Here is an 18,237-nt window from a genome sequence, read left to right as displayed (position 1 = left end):
TGGGTCAGCCCGCCTGCCCGGCCTGCGGGCGGGTGCCGACGGTCCAGACGGGGGTGCCGTCGACGTGGGAGACGCGCCAGCCTTCGGGGGTGCGGACCGTCTCGTAGTGGAAGCGCTCGCTCAGCGTGTACTGGGGTGCCGGGGCGTGTTGTCCCTCCGGAGTGAAGGTGACAATGACGTCGGCTCGGACGGTGGCGTGGTCGCCGTCCAACCGCACGATGGGGTTGTGGACGAAGTGCTGGACCCGGTGGCCGGTCGAGTGGCCGCGGGTGGCCTGGGCGACGACGGCGTCGCGGCCGGAAGCGAGGCCGCCAGGGGTGCGGACGCTGATGTCGTCCGCGAAGACGGAGTGCAGGTCGGCGAAGCGGCTCTCGTCCATGCAGGCGTAGAGGCGGTAGATGAGCTCGGTGACGTCCGTGCGTTGGTCTGTGGTCATGATGTCTCCATAACGTTGGCGGAACCAATGTTCGTCATACTAACGATACTCCGAGATTGTTGGATGCGCCAATGGAGTGGGTAACCTTGATCGGGTGGAGAGAGCTCAGGACCCGATTCCGCATCGGCTGCGTGGCCTGCCGAGTCGGCTCATCAACGGGGTCGCGATGTCCGCCAACCGGCTCGTCGACCAGGCGCTCGGCGGGGCGGGGCTACGCCGGTACCACTACTCGCTGCTGGCCGCGCTGGAGGAGTTCGGGCCCGCCAGCCAGGCCGCGCTGGGGCGGCGTACCGGCATCGACCGCAGCGACATCGTCGCGACCGTGAACGAGCTGGCCGGGCGGGGGCTGGTCGAGCGCAGCCCCGACCCCGACGATCGGCGGCGCAACGTCATCACCGTCACGGCGGCGGGGGCGCGGCAGCTTGAGGAGCTTGACGGGTTGCTGGCCGAGGCGCAGGACGCGTTGCTCGCGGCACTGACGGCGGGTGAGCGTGAGCAGCTTGTCGGGCTGCTCACGCGGGTGATCGACCACCACACCGCCCCGCATTAGCTTGGGGAGACGGGCTTCCATTCGTGGACGAGGAGGCCGAGCAGCACCTCGTCCAGGAACTCGCCCATCACCCAGGCCGAGGAACGCAGCACGCCCTCCCGCACGAAGCCGTTGCGCTCGGCGGAGCGCAGCATCGCGAAGTTGTCGGCCAGCGTCTCGATCTGCAGCCGCCGCAGGCCGCGCACCACGAACCCGTACTGGCACAGCACCGCGACCACGTCCGTGCCGTAGCCCTTGCCGCGGGCGGACGGCCGCAAGCCGAGCCCGATGTGGGCGGAGCGGTTGTGGGTGTCGATGCCCCACAGCACCGCCGTGCCCACCAGCGTGCCGCCCGCCAGCTCCACCACGGAGAACGGCACGTGTCCCTGCTCCTTGTCGTCCACCAGGAGCGGCGAGTCCTTGGAGCCCGGCGTGATCGGACGCCATGGCGTGGCCTGGGCCCGGGAGTGGGTGACCGGGTCGTCGTAGAGCTCGGCTTGCAGGATCGGGATGTCGTCCTCGTGCCGGGCCCTGAGCCCGACCTTGTTGCCCCTCAGCATGCAGGCCTTCCTATCCGACCGGGCCGACGGGCGGCAACCGCATTCCGGTCCATCCTGAGGGTGTCGGGGCGTCGGGGGCGTAGGCGTGTCGGGTGTGGCCGGGGCGTCAGGGCGCCAGGGGCGGGCAAGGGCGGGCGGCAGACCGACAGGGCGTCAGGTTGTGAGGGTGGACCGCAGGCGGCGCGTCGCCGTGACGACGTTGGCGAGCGACGCCTCGACCTCCTCGTACGTGCGCGTCTTCAGCCCGCAGTCCGGGTTGACCCAGACCCGCTCCACCGGCAACGCCCCCAGCGCCCGCCCCAGCAGCGCCTCCACCTCGTCGGCCGACGGCACCCGGGGTGAGTGGATGTCGTACACGCCGGGCCCGAGCCCCCGCCCGAACGCCGACACCGCCCCCAGGATCCGCGCCCCCGACCTGGCCGACTCGATGGTGGTGACGTCGGCGTCGAGGCCGTCGATGGCGGCGAGGATCTGGTCGGCGTCCGAGTAGCACAGGTGCGTGTGGATCTGGGTGCGGTCGCCCGCCCCGGAGGTGGCCCGCCGGTAGGCCGCCACCGCCCACTCCAGGTAGTCGGCCTGGGCGGCCCGCCGCAGGGGCAGCAGCTCGCGCAGGGCGGGCTCGTCCACCTGGATGATCGACGTCCCGGCCGCCTCCAGGTCCCGCACCTCCTCCCGGATGGCGTCGGCGACCTGGAACACCACGTCCCGAAGCGGCAGGTCGTCGCGTACGAACGACCAGGCGACGATCGTGACGGGGCCGGTGAGCATGCCCTTGACCGGCTGGGTGGTGAGCGACTGCGCGTACGTGGCCCACCGCACGGTGATCGGCGCGGGACGGCTGACGTCGCCGTGCAGGATCGGCGGCCTCGTGCAACGGGACCCGTACGACTGCACCCAGCCGTTCCTGGTGACCGCGAAGCCGTCGAGGTGCTCGGCGAAGTACTGCACCATGTCGTTGCGCTCCGGCTCCCCGTGGACGAGCACGTCGAGGCCGAGCCGTTCCTGGACCCGGATCACCCGCTCGATCTCCGCCTCGACGCGCCGCTCGTAGTCGGCCTGCGAGAGGGCGCCCGAGGCGACGGCGGCGCGGGCCGCGCGCAGCTCGCCGGTCTGGGGGAAGGAGCCGATCGTGGTGGTGGGGAGGGGCGGCAGGCGCAGGTGGCCTGCCTGGGCGGCGGCACGGACGGGGTAGGGGGAGCGCTCCTCCACCGGCACCGGCTCGGGCAGCAGCGCCACGGAAGGCTCGTGCTCGTCGTGGTCCAGCAGCACGCCGGCGTGCTCGACAGGGCCGGGAGAAGCGCCGCCGTGTTCGGCGGTGCCGCGCAGGCGGGCCTCGGCCAGGGCTACCACCTCGGCCACCTTCTCCTCAGCGAACGCCAGCCGCCCCCGCAGCCCCGCCTCCAGCTCAGCCTCATCCGCGAGCGAGTAGGGCACGTGCAACAACGAACAGGACGTGCTCACCACCACCTGCGAAGCACGCAAGGCACCCAGCGCGGCCAGCGCCCGCTCAGGGGAGGTCCGCCACACGTCCCGCCCCGACACCACCCCGGCGACCACGATCTTGCCGCCGAGGCCCCCGAGGTCGGCGACGGGGACGGAGCCCCGTACGAGGTCGAGCCCGATGGCCTCCACCGGCGTCCCGGCCAGCACCGGCAGCGACTCCCCGAGCTCGCCGAAGGAGGACGACACGAACAGCCCAGGCCGCTCAGCGACGGCCCCCAGCCGCTCGTAGGCGACGCGAACCGCCGCCAGCTCCTCCGCCGTGCGGTCGCCCACCAGGGCGGGTTCGTCGAGCTGTACCCATGCGACCCCTTCGGCGGCCAGCGCGCCGAGCAGCTCCTCGTAGCAGCCGAGCACCTCGTCCAGCCGGTCAAGGGCCGACCCGAGCAGCAGGAACGTCACGGGCCCGACGACCACGGGCCGCGTCTCGAAGCCGAGCGCCCGCGCCTCCCGCACCTCGCCCAGCGGCTTGCTCGCGTCCAGCTTGAACACGGTGTCGGCGTCGATCTCGGGCACCAGGTAGTGGTAGTTCGTGTCGAACCATTTGGTCATCCGCAGCGGCGCCAGCCCGTCGGTGCCCCTGGCCATGGCGAAGTAGGGGTCGGGGGCGTCGCGGTAGCGGGCGGGCACCGCCCCCAGCAGCACCGCGGTGTCCAGCACGTGGTCGTACAGCGAGAAGGTGTTCGACGGCAGCCCGGCGAGGCCCAGCTCGGCCAGCTGGCGCCAGGTCTGCTCCCGCAGCCCGGCGCCTGTCCGGTCGAGGTCCGCGCGGGTGGAGCGCCCGCTCCAGTACGACTCCAGCGCCCGCTTCAACTCCCGCCGCGGCCCGATCCGCGGATATCCGAGCACGGTGGAGGCGGGAAACGACGTGGGAATGGAGGACATCTCTTCAGCTCCCTAGATCTGTTCAGGTCGCTGGCATCCTGCCGACCACCCTCGACGTGGTGCACGATGTATTGGTGCTGCTTATGCTCAGGGAGCTCCACTGCTTCACCAGAGTCGCGGAACGGCTCAGCTTCTCGACGGCCGCCGCCGACCTGGGGATGTCCCAGCCGGCCATGAGCCAGGCCATCACCCGCCTTGAACGGGCCACGGGCACCAGGCTGTTCGAGCGCTCCGCCCGCGAGGTGCGGCTCACGGCCGAGGGCAAGGCGCTGCTGCCGCACGCCGAGCAGGTGATCGAGTCGGTGCGGGCGTTCGAGGCGGAGGCGGCCCGGCTGGCGAGGCCGACCATTCATCTGGCTTATCCACCGCTGGTGGGCACGCTGGCGGCGCGGATCGTCAGGCGGCTGGCGGGCCGCACCCCGGCGATCGGGGTGGAGCTGCGCGCGGCCGGCCGGGGTGAGGCGGCGCGGGCGTTGTCGGACGGCGAGGTGTCGGCGGCGATCCTGGCCACGCCGGCGCCCGCGCGGTTCGTGACGGCGGCCAGGTTCCACGTCACCGTCGATCGGCTGGCCGTCCCCGCCGGGCACCGGCTGGAGTCGCGCCCGCGGGTGACGGCGGACGAGCTGGGCGGACACGTACTTCTCACCCCGGGCACCCGCCCCTGGCCCGGGCTGCCCGGCCGCTCCCGGCTGGTGGCCGACGACGACTTCGGCGCCGCGCTCGACCTGGTGGCGGCGGGCGCGGGGCTGCTGCCCATCCCGCAGCTCCTGGCCAGGACCGTCAGGCGGGAGGACGTGCGGTTCGTGCCGCTGGAGGCGGGGGACCTGCGCATCACGTACGCGCTGGCGTGGTCGAGGGAGCGGGTCACCCCGGAGCTGATGGCCCTGGTGCAGGCCGTTCAGGACGCCCTGTGGACCAGGTGAGCGGCAGGCCCGTCACATGGACTGAACTACAGGCACGTCACTGGGTGACCGGCAGGTTCTTCAGTGCCTCGCGGCGGCTGAGGCCCGAGATGCCCTTCGCCTTGACGTAGCGCACCACCTCGCCCGGGTTCGTCTTGGCGTATTCGCGTAAGGCCCACCCGATGGCCTTGCGGGCGAAGAAGTCGTTGTCGGACAGGCTCGGCTCGATGCACGCGTACAGCAGCGCGGTGTCCGTGCGCGACTTGAACCGGTTCTGGCACAGGATGGAGGTGCGTCGCTTCCACAGGTCGCCGTCGTGCGCCCACTCCAGCATGAGTGGCCGCATGGAGTCGGGGAAGGTGGCCAGCAGGCCGCCGATCCGGTGGGTGGCCAGCTCGTCCACCAGGTCCCACCAGGCGCCTGAGACGATCATCTCCTCGTACATCGGCACGGTGTAGAGGGTTTGGAAGTCGCGGTAGAGGTGGTAGCCGGACAGCTCGATGGCGGCGTAGCGCTCCTCGCGGTACTCGGCGTCCCGCCACAGGGTCAGCACCGCGCGCCGCCACTCGGGCGCGCTGTAGAGCCGGTGCTCGGCGAAGACCCGGCGCAGGGCAGTCCGCCTGGGCACGGCCTGCACGCCGAGGAACGGCATCGCCGACTTCATGTAGGCCTTCATGGCCTCGGCCTTGCCCGGCTCGGCCGCCTCCTGCAGTGCCAGCCGCACCGCCTTGCCGAGGCTCATCCCTGCTGGGTGGTGCGCTCGCCCGTCGCGAGCCCGTCGAAGAGCACCGTGATGTAGTGCTCGGCCAGGCCCGTGGTGTTGAGCCTGCCGCCGGGGCGGAACCAGCGCACGGCCACCCAGATGGTGTCGCGGATCATCCGGTAGGTGAGCTTCGGGTCGACGTCGGACCTGAACAGCCCGGCGGCCTGCCCGGCCTTGATCTGCGAGACCCAGATCTGCTCGACCTCGTCCTCGGCCTTGACCAGGTAGTTGAAGCGCTCGAACTGGCGCAGGTAGTTCCAGTCGTTCTGCATCACCGTGATGGCGGCGCGGTGCGGCTCCAGCGTGCCGAAGCCGATGCGGACCATCTCCGACAGCACCGTGCGGGCGTCCGCGCTGGTGTCGAGGGCGGCGCGGTAGCGGGCGATCAGGTCGTCGAGGAAGGTGGAGAGCACCTCGTCGACGATCGTCTCCTTGGAGTCGAAGTGGTGGTAGAGACTTCCTGAGAGGATGCCCGCCTCGTCGGCGATCTCGCGTACTGTCGTGGCTTGGAAGCCCTTGCGCGCGAAGAGCTCCGCGGCGAGCTTGACGAGGTGGTCACGGCGCTCGGACGCCGACCCCGACGAGGTGGTGCGCTGGCGTTTCGCCGAGGTGGTGGTCGTGCCGGAGTTCTTTCGCGTGGTCACGTTCCCATTATGGGCCCTAGGACAATCGCTTGTTCGCCTAACTGGCCCAGCTCATGCGGCGTTCCCGTAGAGACCAAGCGCTTGCTACGATGCGTGGATGAGTGAGGCGTACATCGTCGGCGCCGTCCGCACCCCGATCGGGCGCAGGAACGGCGGCCTGGCCGGAGCCCACCCCGCCGACCTCGGGGCGCACGTGCTCAAGGAGCTGATGTTCCGCGCCGACGCCGACCCCTCCGCCGTCGAGGACGTGATCTTCGGCTGCGTGGACACCATCGGCCCGCAGGCGGGGGACGTCGCCCGCACCTGCTGGCTGGCCGCCGGGCTGCCGGAGGAGGTGCCGGGCGTGACGATCGACCGCCAGTGCGGCTCCTCCCAGCAGGCGCTGCACTTCGCCGCCCAGGCCGTGCTCTCCGGCACGAACGACCTGGTGGTGGCCGGGGGAGTGCAGAACATGTCCATGATCCCCATCTCCTCGGCGATGCTGGCGGGCCGGCCGCTCGGCCACGACAGCCCCTTCTCGGGCTCCAAGGGCTGGACGGAGCGGTACGGCACGCAGGAGGTCTCCCAGTTCGCCGGCGCCGAGATGATCGCCGCCCGATGGGGCATCTCCCGCGAGGAGATGGAAGCGTTCGCGTACGAGTCGCACCGCAGGGCGCTGCACGCCATCGACGCCGGCCACTTCCACCGCGAGATCGCCCCGTACGAGGGCGCCACCACCGACGAGGGCCCGCGCAGGGACACCACCCGCGAGAAGATGGCCGCGCTCAGGCCGCTCACCGAGGGCGGCACCCTGACCGCCGCCCTGGCCTCCCAGATCTCCGACGGCGCCGCCGCCCTGCTCATCGCCTCGCCCAGGGCCGTACGCGAGCACGGCCTGACCCCGCGCGCCCGCGTGCACCACCTGTCGGCACGCGGCGACGACCCGATCATGATGCTGTCCGCCCCGATCCCGGCGACCGTGCACGCGCTCGGCATGACCGGCATGTCCATCGACGACTTCGACGCCGTCGAGATCAACGAGGCGTTCGCCCCTGTCGTGCTGGCCTGGATCAAGGAGACCGGCGCGAACCCGGCCAGGGTCAACCCGAACGGCGGCGCCATCGCGCTCGGCCACCCGCTCGGCGCGACCGGCGCCGTGCTGGCGGTCAAGCTGCTGCACGAGCTGGAGCGCACGGGCGGCAGATACGGCCTGCAGACCATGTGCGAGGGCGGAGGACAGGCGAACGTCACCGTCATCGAGCGCCTGACTCCCGCACCATGAAGACATGGCGAACCCGTTCACTCTCGGCGTCGCCTCCGGCGAGCCGCTGCCCGACGGCGTGGTGCTCTGGACGCGATTAGCCGTCGACCCGCTCGGCACCGACCCCCGGCGCCCCGGCGGCATGGCCCCCAAGGCGGTCGAGGTGAGCTGGCAGCTCGCCGAGGACGAGCGCTTCACCCAGGGCCTGCGCCGGGGGATCGCGCAGGCTCTGCCGGTGTGGGCGCACAGCGTGCACGCCAGGGTCGCCGGGCTCAAGCCGGGCACCGACTACTTCTACCGGTTCAAGGCCGGCAGCCAGCAGAGCCCGGTGGGACGCACCAGGACGGCCGACGACCCGGCCTCGACCCGGCCGGTGCGGTTCGCGGTGGCCAACTGCCAGCGCTACGAGCACGGCTTCTACACCGCCTACCGGCATCTCGCGGCCGAGCGGCCCGACGTCGTCTTCCACGTCGGCGACTACATCTACGAGTCGCGGCAGTCGGCCCGCGTGGTGCGCGCGCTGGGGCCGCTGCCGGGTGAGACGAGCCGGCTGCACGAGTACCGCCAGCGTTACGCCCGCTACCGGACCGACCCCGATCTGCAGGCCGCGCACGCCGCCGCGCCCTGGGTGCCGACCTGGGACGACCACGAGGTGCTGGACAACTACCGGGGCCGGGGGGACGGGTCGGCGGCGTTCCTGCGCCGCAGGGGGGCGGCGTACCAGGCCTACTACGAGAACCAGCCGATCAGGGTGCGGCCCGAGGACGGGAACCTGCAGATGTACCGCAGGCGCACGTACGGGACGGTCGCCGACTTCATGGTGCTCGACGCGCGGCAGTACCGCGACGCCACCACCATGCTGGGGGCTGCGCAGGAGCAGTGGCTGCTGTCGCGGCTGGTCACCAGCCCGGTCAGGTGGCGGGTGCTGGTGCAGCCGCTGTTCTTCGCCCGCCGGCTCGTGCCGGGGCCCGCGCCGAACCTGCGCCCCGACTCCTGGGACGGCCATCCGGCGCAGCGCGCCCGCATCCTGGGGGTGAACGCGCCGGGGCTGGCCGTGTTCAGCGGCGACGTGCACAACGCGTGGGCGGGGGAGCTGAAGGCGGACTTCCTTGATCCGGGGTCGGCCACGGTCGGGGTGGAGTTCGTGGGCAGCTCGATCACGAGCCAGCCGCCCGAGACCGACGGGCCCGCCGTGCTGGCGGCCAACCCGCATCTGAAGTTCTTCGACGACCGGCGCGGTTACCTGTCGTGCACGGCCGGCCCCGAGGAGCTGCGGGTGGCCTTCCGCGCGGTGGACTTCGTGGACCGCCAAGGGGCTCCGGTGCGTACGGTGGGAGAGTTCGTCACGAAGGGGAGCGGGCTGACATCTGAAAATGCCTCTAGCAAATAGGAAACTTTCCTATTAGATTTCGGGTCATGCCCATGAGCGGTGACCTGCTTCGCCTTGCCGACGCCGTCCTTTTCCCCGGCTTCCCCGGCCACACGCCGCCCGACTGGCTGCGCCGCCGGCTCGGCGACGGGCTGGCGGGCGTCGCGCTGTTCTCGCGCAACATCGCGGACCCCGGCCAGGTGGCCGAGCTCACCGCCGCGCTGCGCGCCGAGAACCCGGCGGTGCTGGTCGGCACCGACGAGGAGTCGGGCGAGGTCACCAGGCTGGAGGTGGCGACCGGCAGCAGCCGCCCCGGCGCGTACGCGCTCGGCGTCGTGGACGACGTGGTGCTCACCGAGTCGCTGGCCAGAGACCTGGGAAGCGAGCTGGCCAGGGCCGGCATCACGATCGACTTCGCGCCCTCCGCCGACGTGAACTCCAACCCGGACAACCCGGTCATCGGCCTGCGCGCGTTCGGCTCCGACCCGTCGCTGGTCGCCCGGCACACCAGGGCGTTCGTCCGCGGGCTCCAGTCGGCCGGGGTGGCCGCCTGCGCCAAGCACTTCCCCGGGCACGGCGACACCGCGGTGGACTCCCACCACGGCGTGCCCGTCGTCGCCGAGAGCGGGATCGAGGACGCGCTGCACCCTTTCCGCGAGGCGATCGAGGAAGGCGTCAAGATCATCATGACGGGGCACCTCCTCGTGCCGTCGTACGACGCCGAGCGGCCCGCCACGCTCAGCCCCAAGGTGCTCACCGGGCTGCTGCGCGAGGAGCTGGGGTTCGACGGGCTGATCATCACTGACGGCATCGAGATGGCCGCGGTGTCGGGGGCGTACGGGATCGGGGGCGCCTCCGCCCGCGCCATCGCCGCGGGCGCGGACGCGATCTGCGTCGGCGGCGAGCGTGCCGACGAGGCCACCGCCGCCGGGATCCGCGACGCGATCGCGTCCGCGGTGACCACCGGACTGCTGCCCGAGGAGCGCCTGGCCGACGCCGCTCGAAGGGTCCGCGAGCTGGCCGCATGGGCCGCCTCCTCGGGCAGCCAGGCACCCTCCGGCGGCCGGATCGGCCTGGACGCGGCCCGCCGGGCGATCCGGGTGACCCGCCGCTCCACCGCGCCCGTCCTGCCCATCGCGGGTCAGCCGTACGTGGTGGAGCTGGTCCCGGTGATGAACCTGGCCATCGACAAGAACACCCCCTGGGGCGTCGGCGAGCCGCTCGCCCGCCTGCTGCCCGGCACGCAGGTCACCCGCCTGGCGTCCGGGGAGGCCACGGGGCCGGAGCTGGAGCGCCTGATCGGCCTGGCGGAGGGGCGTCCCCTCGTCGTGGTGGTCAGGGACGTGCACCGCTACGCCTGGCAGTCCGAGGCCCTGCGGCACCTGCTAAGCGCCCGCCCCGACGCCGTGGTGGTGGAGATGGGCCTGCCCGTCCGCTCCGACCTGGGCGCCGTGCACGTCGCCACCCACGGCTCCGCCGTCGTCTGCGGGCAGGCCGCCGCGGAGGTGCTGACCGGTAGGCTCTAGCCCGTGAATTTCGACGGCGAGGATCTGTCCCGCAAGGCCCTGGGCGACCGGCTGCCGCCGGGGGAGATCCACGTGTTCCGCGAGTGCGACCTGACCGAGACCGACCTGTGGGGCGCCTCGCTGGCCGGGGCGCGCTTCGAGTCGTGCGTGCTGGAGCAGACCGACTTCCGCAAGGCGGACCTCGACGGCGCGGTGTTCACCGGCGGGGGCGGGATGCGCACCAGGTTCAACGACGCCGACCTCATCGACGCCGCCTTCACCGACGTGGACCTGTCGTCGGCGCAGTTCGCCGGGGCGCTGCTGACGGACGTCTCGTTCGCGGGCTGCCGCATGATCGGTGCCGCGCTGACCGGGTCGCGCGGCACCGGGTTCAAGCTGAGCCGCTCCAACCTGACGCTGGCCAACCTCGGCGGCTGCTCGCTGCGCAAGGAGCACGTCGAGGGCGTGCGCTTCGACGACGCCGACCTGTCGGGCTGCGACTTCACCGAGGCCGTGCTGGACGACTGCCGCCTGCGCGGCACCCGGCTGCTGAACACCAAGTTCACCAAGGCCGACCTGCGCGGGGCCGACCTGGGCGAGCCCGGCGACGACAAGCTGCGCGCGTTCGCGGGGGCGATCATCAACCAGACGCAGGCCAACGCCATCCTCGCGGCGCGCGGCATCACCGTCCTGTGAGGTCCAGGCGGTCCAGGGCGGCGCTCGCCTCCGCCATGATCCGTTCGATCAGCTCCTGGCAGGACGGCAGATCGTCCAGCACCGTCACCACCTGACCCGAGGCCATCACGCCCAGGTCCACCCGCCCCTCCACCATGGCCGCCCGCAGCAGCACCGGCGTGTTGGCCGCCTGCAGCACCTGCGCCCAGGTCAGCTCACGGCCGCGCCGCATCCGGCGTCCCTCGCGCAGCATCGAGCGCCACGACAGGCCCGACAGGCGCTTGAATCGCGCCCCGTTCACCACCGCCCTGACCAGCCGCGCACGCTCCAGCGAGGCCACGAACGGCGTGCTCAGCACCCGGTGCGGCACCCCGTCCACGTTCCTGGTCACGACCGTCTCCCGCGCCGCCAGGTAGAGCTTCTTCACCTCGTCGGGCACCGGCGAGTCGCTGGTCAGCAGGAAACGGGTGCCCATCGCGATCCCGCACGCCCCGTACGCCAGCGCCGCCACCAGCCCCCGGCCGTCGAAGAACCCGCCCGCCGCGACCACCGGGATGTCCACCGCGTCCACCACCTGCGGCAGCAGCAGCGTGGTCGCCACGGGCCCGGTGTGCCCGCCGCCCTCGCCGCCCTGCACGATGACCGCGTCCGCGCCCCACCCGGCCACCTTCTCCGCGTGCCGCCGCGCCCCCACCGACGGGACGACCAGCACGCCCGCGTCCTTGAGCCGGGCGATCAGCTCACGGCGCGGCGCCATCGCGAACGACGCCACCCGCACACCCTCGGCGACCAGCACCTCCACCCGCTCGGCCGCGTCGTCGGCGTCGGCCCGCAGGTTCACGCCGAACGGGTTGCCCGTCCGCTCCTTGACCCGCCGGATCGCCGCTCGCATCTCGGGCACCGACATGGTGGCCGCGCCGATCACGCCCAGCCCGCCCGCCTGCGACGTGGCCGCCGCCAGTCGGGCGCCCGCGACGTACCCCATGCCGGTCTGCACGATCGGATACCGGCAGCCGACCAGCGCGGTCAGCGCGGTTCGCACGCCGTCACCTCAGACCACGCAGTGCGGTCCTCGCGCCGCCACTTCAGGCCACGTAGTACGGCCCTCACGCCGCCACCTCCCGGTCGCGTAGCCGGTCGGGGTCGAGGCTGTCCAGGACGCGCAGCTCCTCGCCGGTCGGCTCCCGCGTCTGGGCGACATTTCCGGAAATGTCGTGCAGCTCGAAGTCCGTGGCCGCCACCACGTCGTCCACGCTCACCCCGGGATGCACGGACACCAGGCGCATCGACCCGTCAGCCGTCCCGAAGTCCAGCACGGCGAGGTCCGTCACGACCCGCCGCAGCTCGAACGCACCCCGGTCGGTGCCGAGCCCGCTGACCATGTCCACCTGGGGGACGAACACCCGCTTCGAGTGCCGGGGGATCCAGTAGCTCGTCGGATCGCACCGGGTGTTCCCCGGCGCGCCGCGCACCCCGAGCAGTTGCGCCCTGGGCCGCGCCCAGTCGCCGATGCAGGAGATGTTCGTGTTGCCGTACCGGTCGATCTGACTGGCCCCGAGCATGACGTGCCGCCGCCCGTTCAGCACCAGCCACAGGTGATCGCGGAACGGCAGCCACCCCTCCACCACCTCCGGCGGCTGCCCCAGCGCCGGCACGTCGCCGGTGAGCAGGCAGACGCCGTCGTGGGTGAGCAGGTCCGGCTCGAACGTCAGCCGCGCCAGCCGCGCCGCCAGCACCGTGATCGCCCCGCCGATGCCGGCGGCCAGGATCTCCCCGTCGCCCCTGAACGCCTCCGCGCACGCCACCACACAGATGTCAGCCCTGCTCACGGAAGCCCTCCACGTACCGCCGCTGCGCCGCCTCGTCACGCCCGTAGTCGGGCTCGCACGCGGTGAACCCGGCCCCGCCCGGCGCCTCCACCACGCCCGTCACCATCGACCGGCTGATCAGCAACGACTGCACAGGGCCCTCCTTGAGCAGATCCGCCGTGTCCACCAGCCGCTCGCACGAGACGTAACACCGCCCGGCCGCCTTGGCGTACAGGTCGTCGAAGTACGGGTCGGGCCCCAGGTACTGGGCGTTGCCCCTGGCGTCGGCCCTGTTGAGGTGCACCAGCGCCACGTCCAAGGTCAGCGCGGGCACCGCCACCAGCTCCTCCCCGTCCCCGTACGGCGAGCGCACGGTCCGCAGCTCCGGGTTGACGCGCAGCACGTCCGAGCCCAGCCCCGCCCGCGTCGGCAGGAACGGCAGCCGGTGCGCCGCCGCCAGCAGCCCGAACATGAACATGCCCTCGTCGTACTCGGTGAACTCGATCTCCCCCGCCTGCCTGGCCCGCCTGAAGCCGGGCTCCAGGGGGATGGAGTCGAGCGTGACGAACGGGGCCACCACCCTGCGCACCTTTCCCGCCGCGCACAGCACGCCGACGTCGGGCCCGCCGTAGGAGACGATCGTCAGGTCGCGCGCGGGGGACTCGGCCAGGGCCTGGACGAGGGCCATCGGCTTGCGGCGCGAGCCCCAGCCGCCGATCCCGACCGTCATCCCGCTCTCCACCGAGGCGGCCACCTGCGCGGCCGTCATCACCTTGCCGCTCACTCGAAGCGCTCCCGGTGCTCGTCGCCGATGCCCATGAGGTTCAGCTCGAAGGTGAAGCCCTGCTCGAAGCGGTAGCTGCGGTGGACGTCGACCGGGTCGATGCCGTTGAGCGACTCCTTGGCCCGGCGGATCACGTACGGGTCCTTGGCCGCGATCTGCTCGGCCACCTGCAGCGCCGCCTCGCGCAGCTTGTCGCGTGGCACCACCTCCAGCACCGAGCCGAACGCGTGCAGTTCGGCCGCGGTGACGTTCCTGCACGTGTAGACCATGGCCCTGACGAGGTGCTGCGGCACCAGCCTGGCCAGGTGGGTGGCCGCGCCCAGCGCGCCCCTGTCCACCTCGGGCAGCCCGAAGTAGGCCTCCTCGGCGGCCACCACGATGTCGGCGTTGCCCGCCAGCCCGATGCCGCCGCCCAGGCAGTAGCCGTGCACGGCCGCGACGACGGGGACCGCGCACTCGTAGACGGCGGCGAAGGCCGCGTGACACGCCCGGTTCGCCCCGACGAGGGCGGTGAAGCCCTCGGTCCGCCGCATCTCCTTGATGTCCACCCCGGCGTTGAAGCCGCGCCCCTCGGCCCTCAGCACGACCACCCTGGTCGCGGGGTCGTCGCCGGCCTGACGCACCGCCCGGGCCAGCTCCTCCCAAGCCCGCACCGGCAGGGCGTTCACCGGCGGCACATCCATGATCACTTCGGTGATCGGCCCCGCCCGCAGTGAGATCCCCAATGTACCTCCCTAACGCTTGCTTGGTACGGTAGCAAACGTGACCGTGACTTACGACTACACGGGCAGGTCCGTCCTGGTGACGGGAGGCACGAAGGGGATCGGCGCGGGCATCGCCGCGGCGTTCCAGGCGGCGGGCGCCGAGGTGACCGTCTGCGCCCGCACCGAGCCCGAGCACGTCGCGCACCGGTTCGTGCGGGCCGACGTGCGCGACCCCGACCAGGTCGATCGGCTGATCGGCGGGCTCGGCCGGCTCGACGTGGTGGTCAACAACGCCGGCGGGTCGCCGCCCGCCCCGGTGGACGGCACCTCGCCGCGGCTGCACGCCCGCGTCATCGAGCTCAACCTGACGGCGCCGCTGCTGGTGGCGCAGCGCGCGTACCCGCTGCTCGCCGAGTCCGGCGGTGCGGTGGTGATGATCGGCAGCTCCAGCGGCGCCCGGCCGTCCCCCGGCACGTCCGCGTACGGCGCCGCCAAGGCGGGGCTGCACCACCTGGCCCGCTGCCTGGCCGCGGAGTGGGCGCCGCTGGTCCGGGTCAACACGGTCGTCGTCGGCCTGGCCGCCACTCCCGATGCCGCCGCGCACTACAACGGGCGTTCCGAGCTGGACGGCAGGGCGATCCCGGCGGGGCGCATGGCCACGCCTGACGACGTGGCCCAGGCCTGTCTGTGGCTGGCCGCGCCCGGTTACGTGACGGGCGCCGAGGTGCGGGTGGACGGCGGCGGCGAAGTCCCCGCCTGGCACCACCTGGTCTCTTGAACGCTGTCACCGCAGGGCTGAGCGGGCCGTCGGTTGCAGCCGCAGTCGCTCGGTGGGTGCGGTGAAGCGGTGCTCCAGCATCGGCAGGTCCACCTCCCGCTCCTCCTCCGCCGTCTCGAACCGGGCGAACCACACGAAAACCTGCACCCCGGCCCTCACGGGCAGTCGCGGAAAGGTGTTCTCCGCGTCCTCGGTCTCCAGGCAGGCGACCGGCTCGACGCCCGCCTCGGCGAGCGCGGGCCTGGCCTTTCGGTGGAAGAGTTCGGCGAAGTCGTCCCCCTCAACGTGGTGGATGGTCGCTACGTAGAGTGACGACGGCGGGGTGGCCCCGACCGGCGGACGCTCCCACGAGGGGAAGTCCGGACCCGCAGACCGCAGCAGCAGCACGTCGTCGGAGTCGATCATGGTGGCGTTGGCGGCGTCGCGGTTGGCCTGCCACACGGGCCCGCCGTAGAAGGCCTCCAGCGCCGCCTTCCTGCTCGCCATGTCGGGGAAGGCGCGCAGCCAGGGGAAGGTGTCCGGCTCGCCGACCTCGCGAAAGCTTCCGGTGATGCGCATCCCGGCGGCTTCCTGCGTCTCGATGAACTCCCGCTCGAACAGCGAGATCAGCGTGTCCCGGCGTCCCGGCAGCAGGGTGTAGCGCCGTAGTTCGTGGATCATGCGGCGACGGTAGGCGCGGGTCACTGACACCTCGTGTCAGCGTAAGTTCCGAACTATGTTCTGACTACTCACTGCTACCAATTGACCACGAGAGGTTATATGCTCGCACTGACCTTGATCCGCTGAGGTCAAAGAAGCCCCAGGGAGCGGTGGTGCGTCAGGGCCCGGCCGCCGCCATCCCGCGGAGCTTCTCCCGGAGGCGAAGGAGCAGAAGTGATCAGAAAGGCGTGCGCCGTCGCGGCCGTGCTGGCGGCGGTGGCCGGTGGCGCACTACTTGCGGTTCCCGCTCACGCTGATGACGACTGGGCCGGTCCCCTGACCGGTGACACCTGGTCCGCCAACCAGAGTGGCAACAGCGACTCGTCCCAGTCGGGCAACAACTTCGGTGACGTCCTCGGCCGCAACCACGGCGAGGGTTACTCGACGAACGTCAACAACGTCAACGGCTTCGCCACGACCGCCACCAACGGCGGCATCGCGGTGACGTACGTCTTCGACTGACCGGCTGACGTCCGAGCACAGCATTCGGAAAGGACATCGACATGATGAAGAAGCTCTGCATGACCGGCATCGTCGCCGCCGCGGCGGGCGTGACCTTGCTGTCGGCCCCCGCCTACGCCGACACGAACGCCGGCAACTCCAGCTCCAACAGGGACTCCTCGCAGTCGGGCAACAACTTCGGCAACGTGCTCAACGCCAACGTCAACGGCCACGGCGCGACCGGCGTCAACAACGTCAACGGCAACTCCGTCACCGGCACCAACGGCAGTGACGTGGTCGTCGACGACGTGCACGACTAAGCGCGGCCCCGGTTGACCGGGCGGGCGCGCGGCGCCGCTGAACGCCGCTGAACGTCGCAGCGCGGCGCGCCCGTGACGCGTGCGAGCCGGGTCAGAAACGGCCCGGCTCGCGCCCCCTTAACATCTCTATGTGACTATTTGTGCCTATGTGACCAGTGCTGATGCCGACGCCGACGACGAGCAGGAGCCGATGCTCGCCGCCTGGCGGGAGGCCGGCATCGAGGGGCGCGTCGAGCGCTGGGACGACGCGGCCGTCGACTGGAGCTCCTACGACGTCGTGGTCGTCCGCTCCGTGTGGGACTACGTCCTGCGGCGCGCGGAGTTCCTCGCCTGGGCGCGCCGCGTGCAGTCCGTCACGAGGCTGCTGAACCCGTACACCGTGCTCGAATCCAACACCGACAAGACGTACCTGCGGGACCTGGGCGTGCCGATCGTGCCCACCCACTGGTCCTCGCGGGAGCTGCCCGACTGGCCCGAGTACGTCGTCAAGCCGTCCGTCTCCGGCGGCGCCCGCGACACCACCAGGACCGCCGACCGCGCCGAGGCCGCACGGCTGGCGGCGGAGCTGGAGGCCGCGGGGCGCACGCCGATGGTGCAGCCGTACCTCGACATGGTCGAGTCGGAGGGCGAGACCTCGCTGCTGTACTTCGGGGGCCGCCTCAGTCACGCCGTCCGCCGCAGCCCCATGCTCGCGGCCGGGGCGACGGACGCTGACAACGCGCGGGCGCAGTTCCGCACCCCAGCCCCGGACCAGGTCGAACTAGCCGAGAAGGTGCTCACCGCCATACCCCATGTCCTTCTCTACGCCAGGATCGACCTGGTCCGGCTTCCCGACGGCCGGCCCGCCGTCATCGAGGCGGAGCTGACCGAACCGTACCTCTACCTGAGCCACGAGCCGGGCGCGGCGGCCCGCTTCGCCGCCGTCCTGCGCGAACTCCTCTAGATCAGCAGGAGATCCCGCCGTCCACCGGGATGACCGTGCCGGTGAGGTACGCGCCCGCCCGCGACGACAGGAAGATCGCGGCGCCCGCCATGTCGTCGGGCCTGCCGATGCGGCCCAGCGGCACGTTGCCCGCGATGACCTCGCGCGTGCCGGGGTCGTCGAGCGCGAAGGCCATCATCTTGGAGTCGAACGGCCCGGGGGCGATGGCGTTAACCGTGATGTGCTCCTTGGCCAGGCGCTTGGCCAGGTGCCGGGTGAGCATGTGCACGGCGGACTTCGTCGAGGAGTAGGCGAAGCTCTCCAGCGCGGGCACCTTGATGCCGTCGATCGACCCCACGTTGATCACGCGGGCCGGGTCGTCCGCGCTGGCCGCCTCCCTCAGGCGCGGCAGGAACCGCTGGGTCAGGTAGAAGACGCCCTTGACGTTGATGTTCCACAGCTTGTCGAAGGCGTGCTCCGGATATTCCTCCAGCGGGGCGCCCCAGGTCGCGCCCGCGTTGTTCACCAGCACGTGCACGGGGCCGTCCACCGCCGACACCAGCCGCTCCAGCCCCTCGGGCGTGGACAGGTCGGCGGGGACGGCGAAGCAGCCCAGCTCGGCGGCCGTCTTCTCGACCTCGGCCGTCTTGCGGGCGGAGATGTAGACGGTCGCCCCCGCCTCCATGAACCCGGCGGCGATCATGCGTCCGATGCCGCGCGACCCGCCCGTGACGACGACGGTCTTGCCTTCCACTGAGAACAGAGTCATGTTC

At 71.8% G+C, this 18,237-nt stretch carries 21 protein-coding genes; 10 read left to right on the top strand and 11 right to left on the bottom strand.

Features of this window, described 5'->3' with window-relative positions:
• Positions 1-4: 4 nt before the first annotated feature.
• Complete coding sequence (locus ABD331_RS27825) at positions 5-436, bottom strand: nuclear transport factor 2 family protein (RefSeq protein ID WP_344480609.1); 432 nt, start codon at positions 434-436, stop codon at positions 5-7.
• Between the two features lie 94 nt (positions 437-530).
• Between ABD331_RS27825 and ABD331_RS27820 the strand changes: the two genes are divergently transcribed.
• Complete coding sequence (locus ABD331_RS27820; protein ID WP_344480606.1) at positions 531-986, top strand: MarR family winged helix-turn-helix transcriptional regulator; 456 nt, start codon at positions 531-533, stop codon at positions 984-986.
• Here the strand turns inward: ABD331_RS27820 and ABD331_RS27815 are convergent.
• Positions 983-1,525 carry a GNAT family N-acetyltransferase gene (locus ABD331_RS27815; protein WP_344480603.1) on the bottom strand — a complete coding sequence of 181 codons (543 nt, stop codon included), beginning with the start codon at positions 1,523-1,525 and terminating at the stop codon, positions 983-985. The genes ABD331_RS27820 and ABD331_RS27815 overlap by 4 nt on opposite strands.
• 153 nt (positions 1,526-1,678) lie before the next feature.
• A complete protein-coding gene (gene metE / locus ABD331_RS27810; protein WP_344480600.1) occupies positions 1,679-3,910 on the bottom strand; it encodes a 5-methyltetrahydropteroyltriglutamate--homocysteine S-methyltransferase in 2,232 nt (743 codons plus the stop codon).
• An 83-nt stretch (positions 3,911-3,993) separates the two neighbouring features.
• Between metE and ABD331_RS27805 the strand changes: the two genes are divergently transcribed.
• Entirely contained in the window at positions 3,994-4,833 is an 840-nt protein-coding gene (locus ABD331_RS27805) for a LysR family transcriptional regulator (protein WP_344480597.1), read from the top strand.
• A gap of 37 nt (positions 4,834-4,870) precedes the next feature.
• On the opposite strand, the gene ABD331_RS27800 is transcribed toward ABD331_RS27805, so the two are convergent.
• Entirely contained in the window at positions 4,871-5,554 is a 684-nt protein-coding gene (locus ABD331_RS27800) for a DNA alkylation repair protein (RefSeq protein ID WP_344480594.1), read from the bottom strand.
• Positions 5,551-6,219, bottom strand: coding sequence for a TetR/AcrR family transcriptional regulator (locus tag ABD331_RS27795; RefSeq protein ID WP_148437739.1), 669 nt, complete (start codon positions 6,217-6,219; stop codon positions 5,551-5,553). Before ABD331_RS27795 ends, ABD331_RS27800 begins: the two co-directional genes overlap by 4 nt.
• 97 nt (positions 6,220-6,316) lie before the next feature.
• Here ABD331_RS27795 and ABD331_RS27790 point away from each other — a divergent pair, with 97 nt between their 5' ends.
• The 4 genes from ABD331_RS27790 to ABD331_RS27775 are packed head-to-tail and all read left to right on the top strand — an operon-like array spanning position 6,317 to position 11,029.
• On the top strand, positions 6,317-7,480 hold the full coding sequence (locus tag ABD331_RS27790) for an acetyl-CoA C-acetyltransferase (RefSeq protein WP_344480590.1): 1,164 nt from the start codon (positions 6,317-6,319) through the stop codon (positions 7,478-7,480).
• Positions 7,481-7,484: 4 nt separating this feature from the next.
• Positions 7,485-8,849, top strand: a complete 1,365-nt coding sequence (locus tag ABD331_RS27785; protein WP_344480587.1) for an alkaline phosphatase D family protein — start codon at positions 7,485-7,487, stop codon at positions 8,847-8,849.
• 26 nt (positions 8,850-8,875) lie between these two features.
• Positions 8,876-10,354, top strand: coding sequence for a glycoside hydrolase family 3 protein (locus tag ABD331_RS27780; protein ID WP_344480585.1), 1,479 nt, complete (start codon positions 8,876-8,878; stop codon positions 10,352-10,354).
• A gap of 3 nt (positions 10,355-10,357) precedes the next feature.
• Positions 10,358-11,029, top strand: a complete 672-nt coding sequence (locus ABD331_RS27775; protein WP_344480583.1) for a pentapeptide repeat-containing protein — start codon at positions 10,358-10,360, stop codon at positions 11,027-11,029.
• On the opposite strand, the gene ABD331_RS27770 is transcribed toward ABD331_RS27775, so the two are convergent.
• The 4 genes from ABD331_RS27770 to ABD331_RS27755 all read right to left on the bottom strand — a co-directional run bounded on the left by ABD331_RS27770 (position 11,016) and on the right by ABD331_RS27755 (position 14,325).
• A complete protein-coding gene (locus ABD331_RS27770) occupies positions 11,016-12,050 on the bottom strand; it encodes an NAD(P)H-dependent flavin oxidoreductase (protein WP_344480580.1) in 1,035 nt (344 codons plus the stop codon). The genes ABD331_RS27775 and ABD331_RS27770 overlap by 14 nt on opposite strands.
• A 64-nt stretch (positions 12,051-12,114) precedes the next feature.
• Positions 12,115-12,837 (bottom strand): CoA-transferase subunit beta, encoded by a 723-nt coding sequence (locus tag ABD331_RS27765; protein ID WP_344480577.1) that lies wholly within the window; start codon positions 12,835-12,837, stop codon positions 12,115-12,117.
• Entirely contained in the window at positions 12,824-13,585 is a 762-nt protein-coding gene (locus ABD331_RS27760) for a CoA transferase subunit A (RefSeq protein WP_344480954.1), read from the bottom strand. Before ABD331_RS27760 ends, ABD331_RS27765 begins: the two co-directional genes overlap by 14 nt.
• A gap of 11 nt (positions 13,586-13,596) precedes the next feature.
• Positions 13,597-14,325, bottom strand: a complete 729-nt coding sequence (locus tag ABD331_RS27755; protein WP_344480574.1) for an enoyl-CoA hydratase family protein — start codon at positions 14,323-14,325, stop codon at positions 13,597-13,599.
• A gap of 37 nt (positions 14,326-14,362) precedes the next feature.
• On the opposite strand from ABD331_RS27755, the gene ABD331_RS27750 reads away from it, so the two are divergent.
• Complete coding sequence (locus tag ABD331_RS27750) at positions 14,363-15,082, top strand: SDR family oxidoreductase (protein WP_344480571.1); 720 nt, start codon at positions 14,363-14,365, stop codon at positions 15,080-15,082.
• A gap of 6 nt (positions 15,083-15,088) precedes the next feature.
• Here the strand turns inward: ABD331_RS27750 and ABD331_RS27745 are convergent, their stop codons facing one another.
• Positions 15,089-15,742, bottom strand: a complete 654-nt coding sequence (locus tag ABD331_RS27745; protein WP_344480569.1) for an NIPSNAP family protein — start codon at positions 15,740-15,742, stop codon at positions 15,089-15,091.
• 213 nt (positions 15,743-15,955) lie between these two features.
• Between ABD331_RS27745 and ABD331_RS27740 the strand changes: the two genes are divergently transcribed.
• The 3 genes from ABD331_RS27740 to ABD331_RS27730 all read left to right on the top strand — a co-directional run bounded on the left by ABD331_RS27740 (position 15,956) and on the right by ABD331_RS27730 (position 17,485).
• The gene (locus tag ABD331_RS27740; RefSeq protein WP_344480566.1) at positions 15,956-16,243 is read left to right on the top strand and encodes a hypothetical protein; all 288 of its coding nucleotides are present in this window, start codon (positions 15,956-15,958) and stop codon (positions 16,241-16,243) included.
• Between the two features lie 41 nt (positions 16,244-16,284).
• Entirely contained in the window at positions 16,285-16,542 is a 258-nt protein-coding gene (locus tag ABD331_RS27735) for a hypothetical protein (protein ID WP_344480564.1), read from the top strand.
• A gap of 148 nt (positions 16,543-16,690) precedes the next feature.
• The gene (locus ABD331_RS27730; RefSeq protein ID WP_344480561.1) at positions 16,691-17,485 is read left to right on the top strand and encodes an ATP-grasp domain-containing protein; all 795 of its coding nucleotides are present in this window, start codon (positions 16,691-16,693) and stop codon (positions 17,483-17,485) included.
• 1 nt (position 17,486) lies between these two features.
• Here ABD331_RS27730 and ABD331_RS27725 read toward each other — a convergent pair whose 3' ends face one another.
• The gene (locus ABD331_RS27725) at positions 17,487-18,233 is read right to left on the bottom strand and encodes an SDR family oxidoreductase (RefSeq protein ID WP_344480559.1); all 747 of its coding nucleotides are present in this window, start codon (positions 18,231-18,233) and stop codon (positions 17,487-17,489) included.
• Positions 18,234-18,237: the final 4 nt, after the last annotated feature.

The organism is Nonomuraea monospora, from assembly GCF_039531895.1.
GTDB lineage: Bacteria > Actinomycetota > Actinomycetes > Streptosporangiales > Streptosporangiaceae > Nonomuraea > Nonomuraea monospora.
Note: the sequence above shows the minus strand (reverse complement) of the source record. Positions and strands in the feature narration are given on the sequence as shown.

Bases quoted from the DNA above. Each gene is read 5' to 3' on its own strand.
- ABD331_RS27825 (WP_344480609.1), bottom strand. From the start codon at position 436: ATGACCACAGACCAACGCACGGACGTCACCGAGCTCATCTACCGCCTC.
- ABD331_RS27815 (WP_344480603.1), bottom strand. From the start codon at position 1,525: ATGCTGAGGGGCAACAAGGTCGGGCTCAGGGCCCGGCACGAGGACGAC.
- metE (WP_344480600.1), bottom strand. From the start codon at position 3,910: ATGTCCTCCATTCCCACGTCGTTTCCCGCCTCCACCGTGCTCGGATAT.
- ABD331_RS27805 (WP_344480597.1), top strand. From the start codon at position 3,994: ATGCTCAGGGAGCTCCACTGCTTCACCAGAGTCGCGGAACGGCTCAGC.
- ABD331_RS27800 (WP_344480594.1), bottom strand. From the start codon at position 5,554: ATGAGCCTCGGCAAGGCGGTGCGGCTGGCACTGCAGGAGGCGGCCGAG.
- ABD331_RS27790 (WP_344480590.1), top strand. From the start codon at position 6,317: ATGAGTGAGGCGTACATCGTCGGCGCCGTCCGCACCCCGATCGGGCGC.
- ABD331_RS27785 (WP_344480587.1), top strand. From the start codon at position 7,485: ATGGCGAACCCGTTCACTCTCGGCGTCGCCTCCGGCGAGCCGCTGCCC.
- ABD331_RS27780 (WP_344480585.1), top strand. From the start codon at position 8,876: ATGCCCATGAGCGGTGACCTGCTTCGCCTTGCCGACGCCGTCCTTTTC.
- ABD331_RS27760 (WP_344480954.1), bottom strand. From the start codon at position 13,585: ATGACGGCCGCGCAGGTGGCCGCCTCGGTGGAGAGCGGGATGACGGTC.
- ABD331_RS27745 (WP_344480569.1), bottom strand. From the start codon at position 15,742: ATGATCCACGAACTACGGCGCTACACCCTGCTGCCGGGACGCCGGGAC.
- ABD331_RS27735 (WP_344480564.1), top strand. From the start codon at position 16,285: ATGATGAAGAAGCTCTGCATGACCGGCATCGTCGCCGCCGCGGCGGGC.
- ABD331_RS27725 (WP_344480559.1), bottom strand. From the start codon at position 18,233: ATGACTCTGTTCTCAGTGGAAGGCAAGACCGTCGTCGTCACGGGCGGG.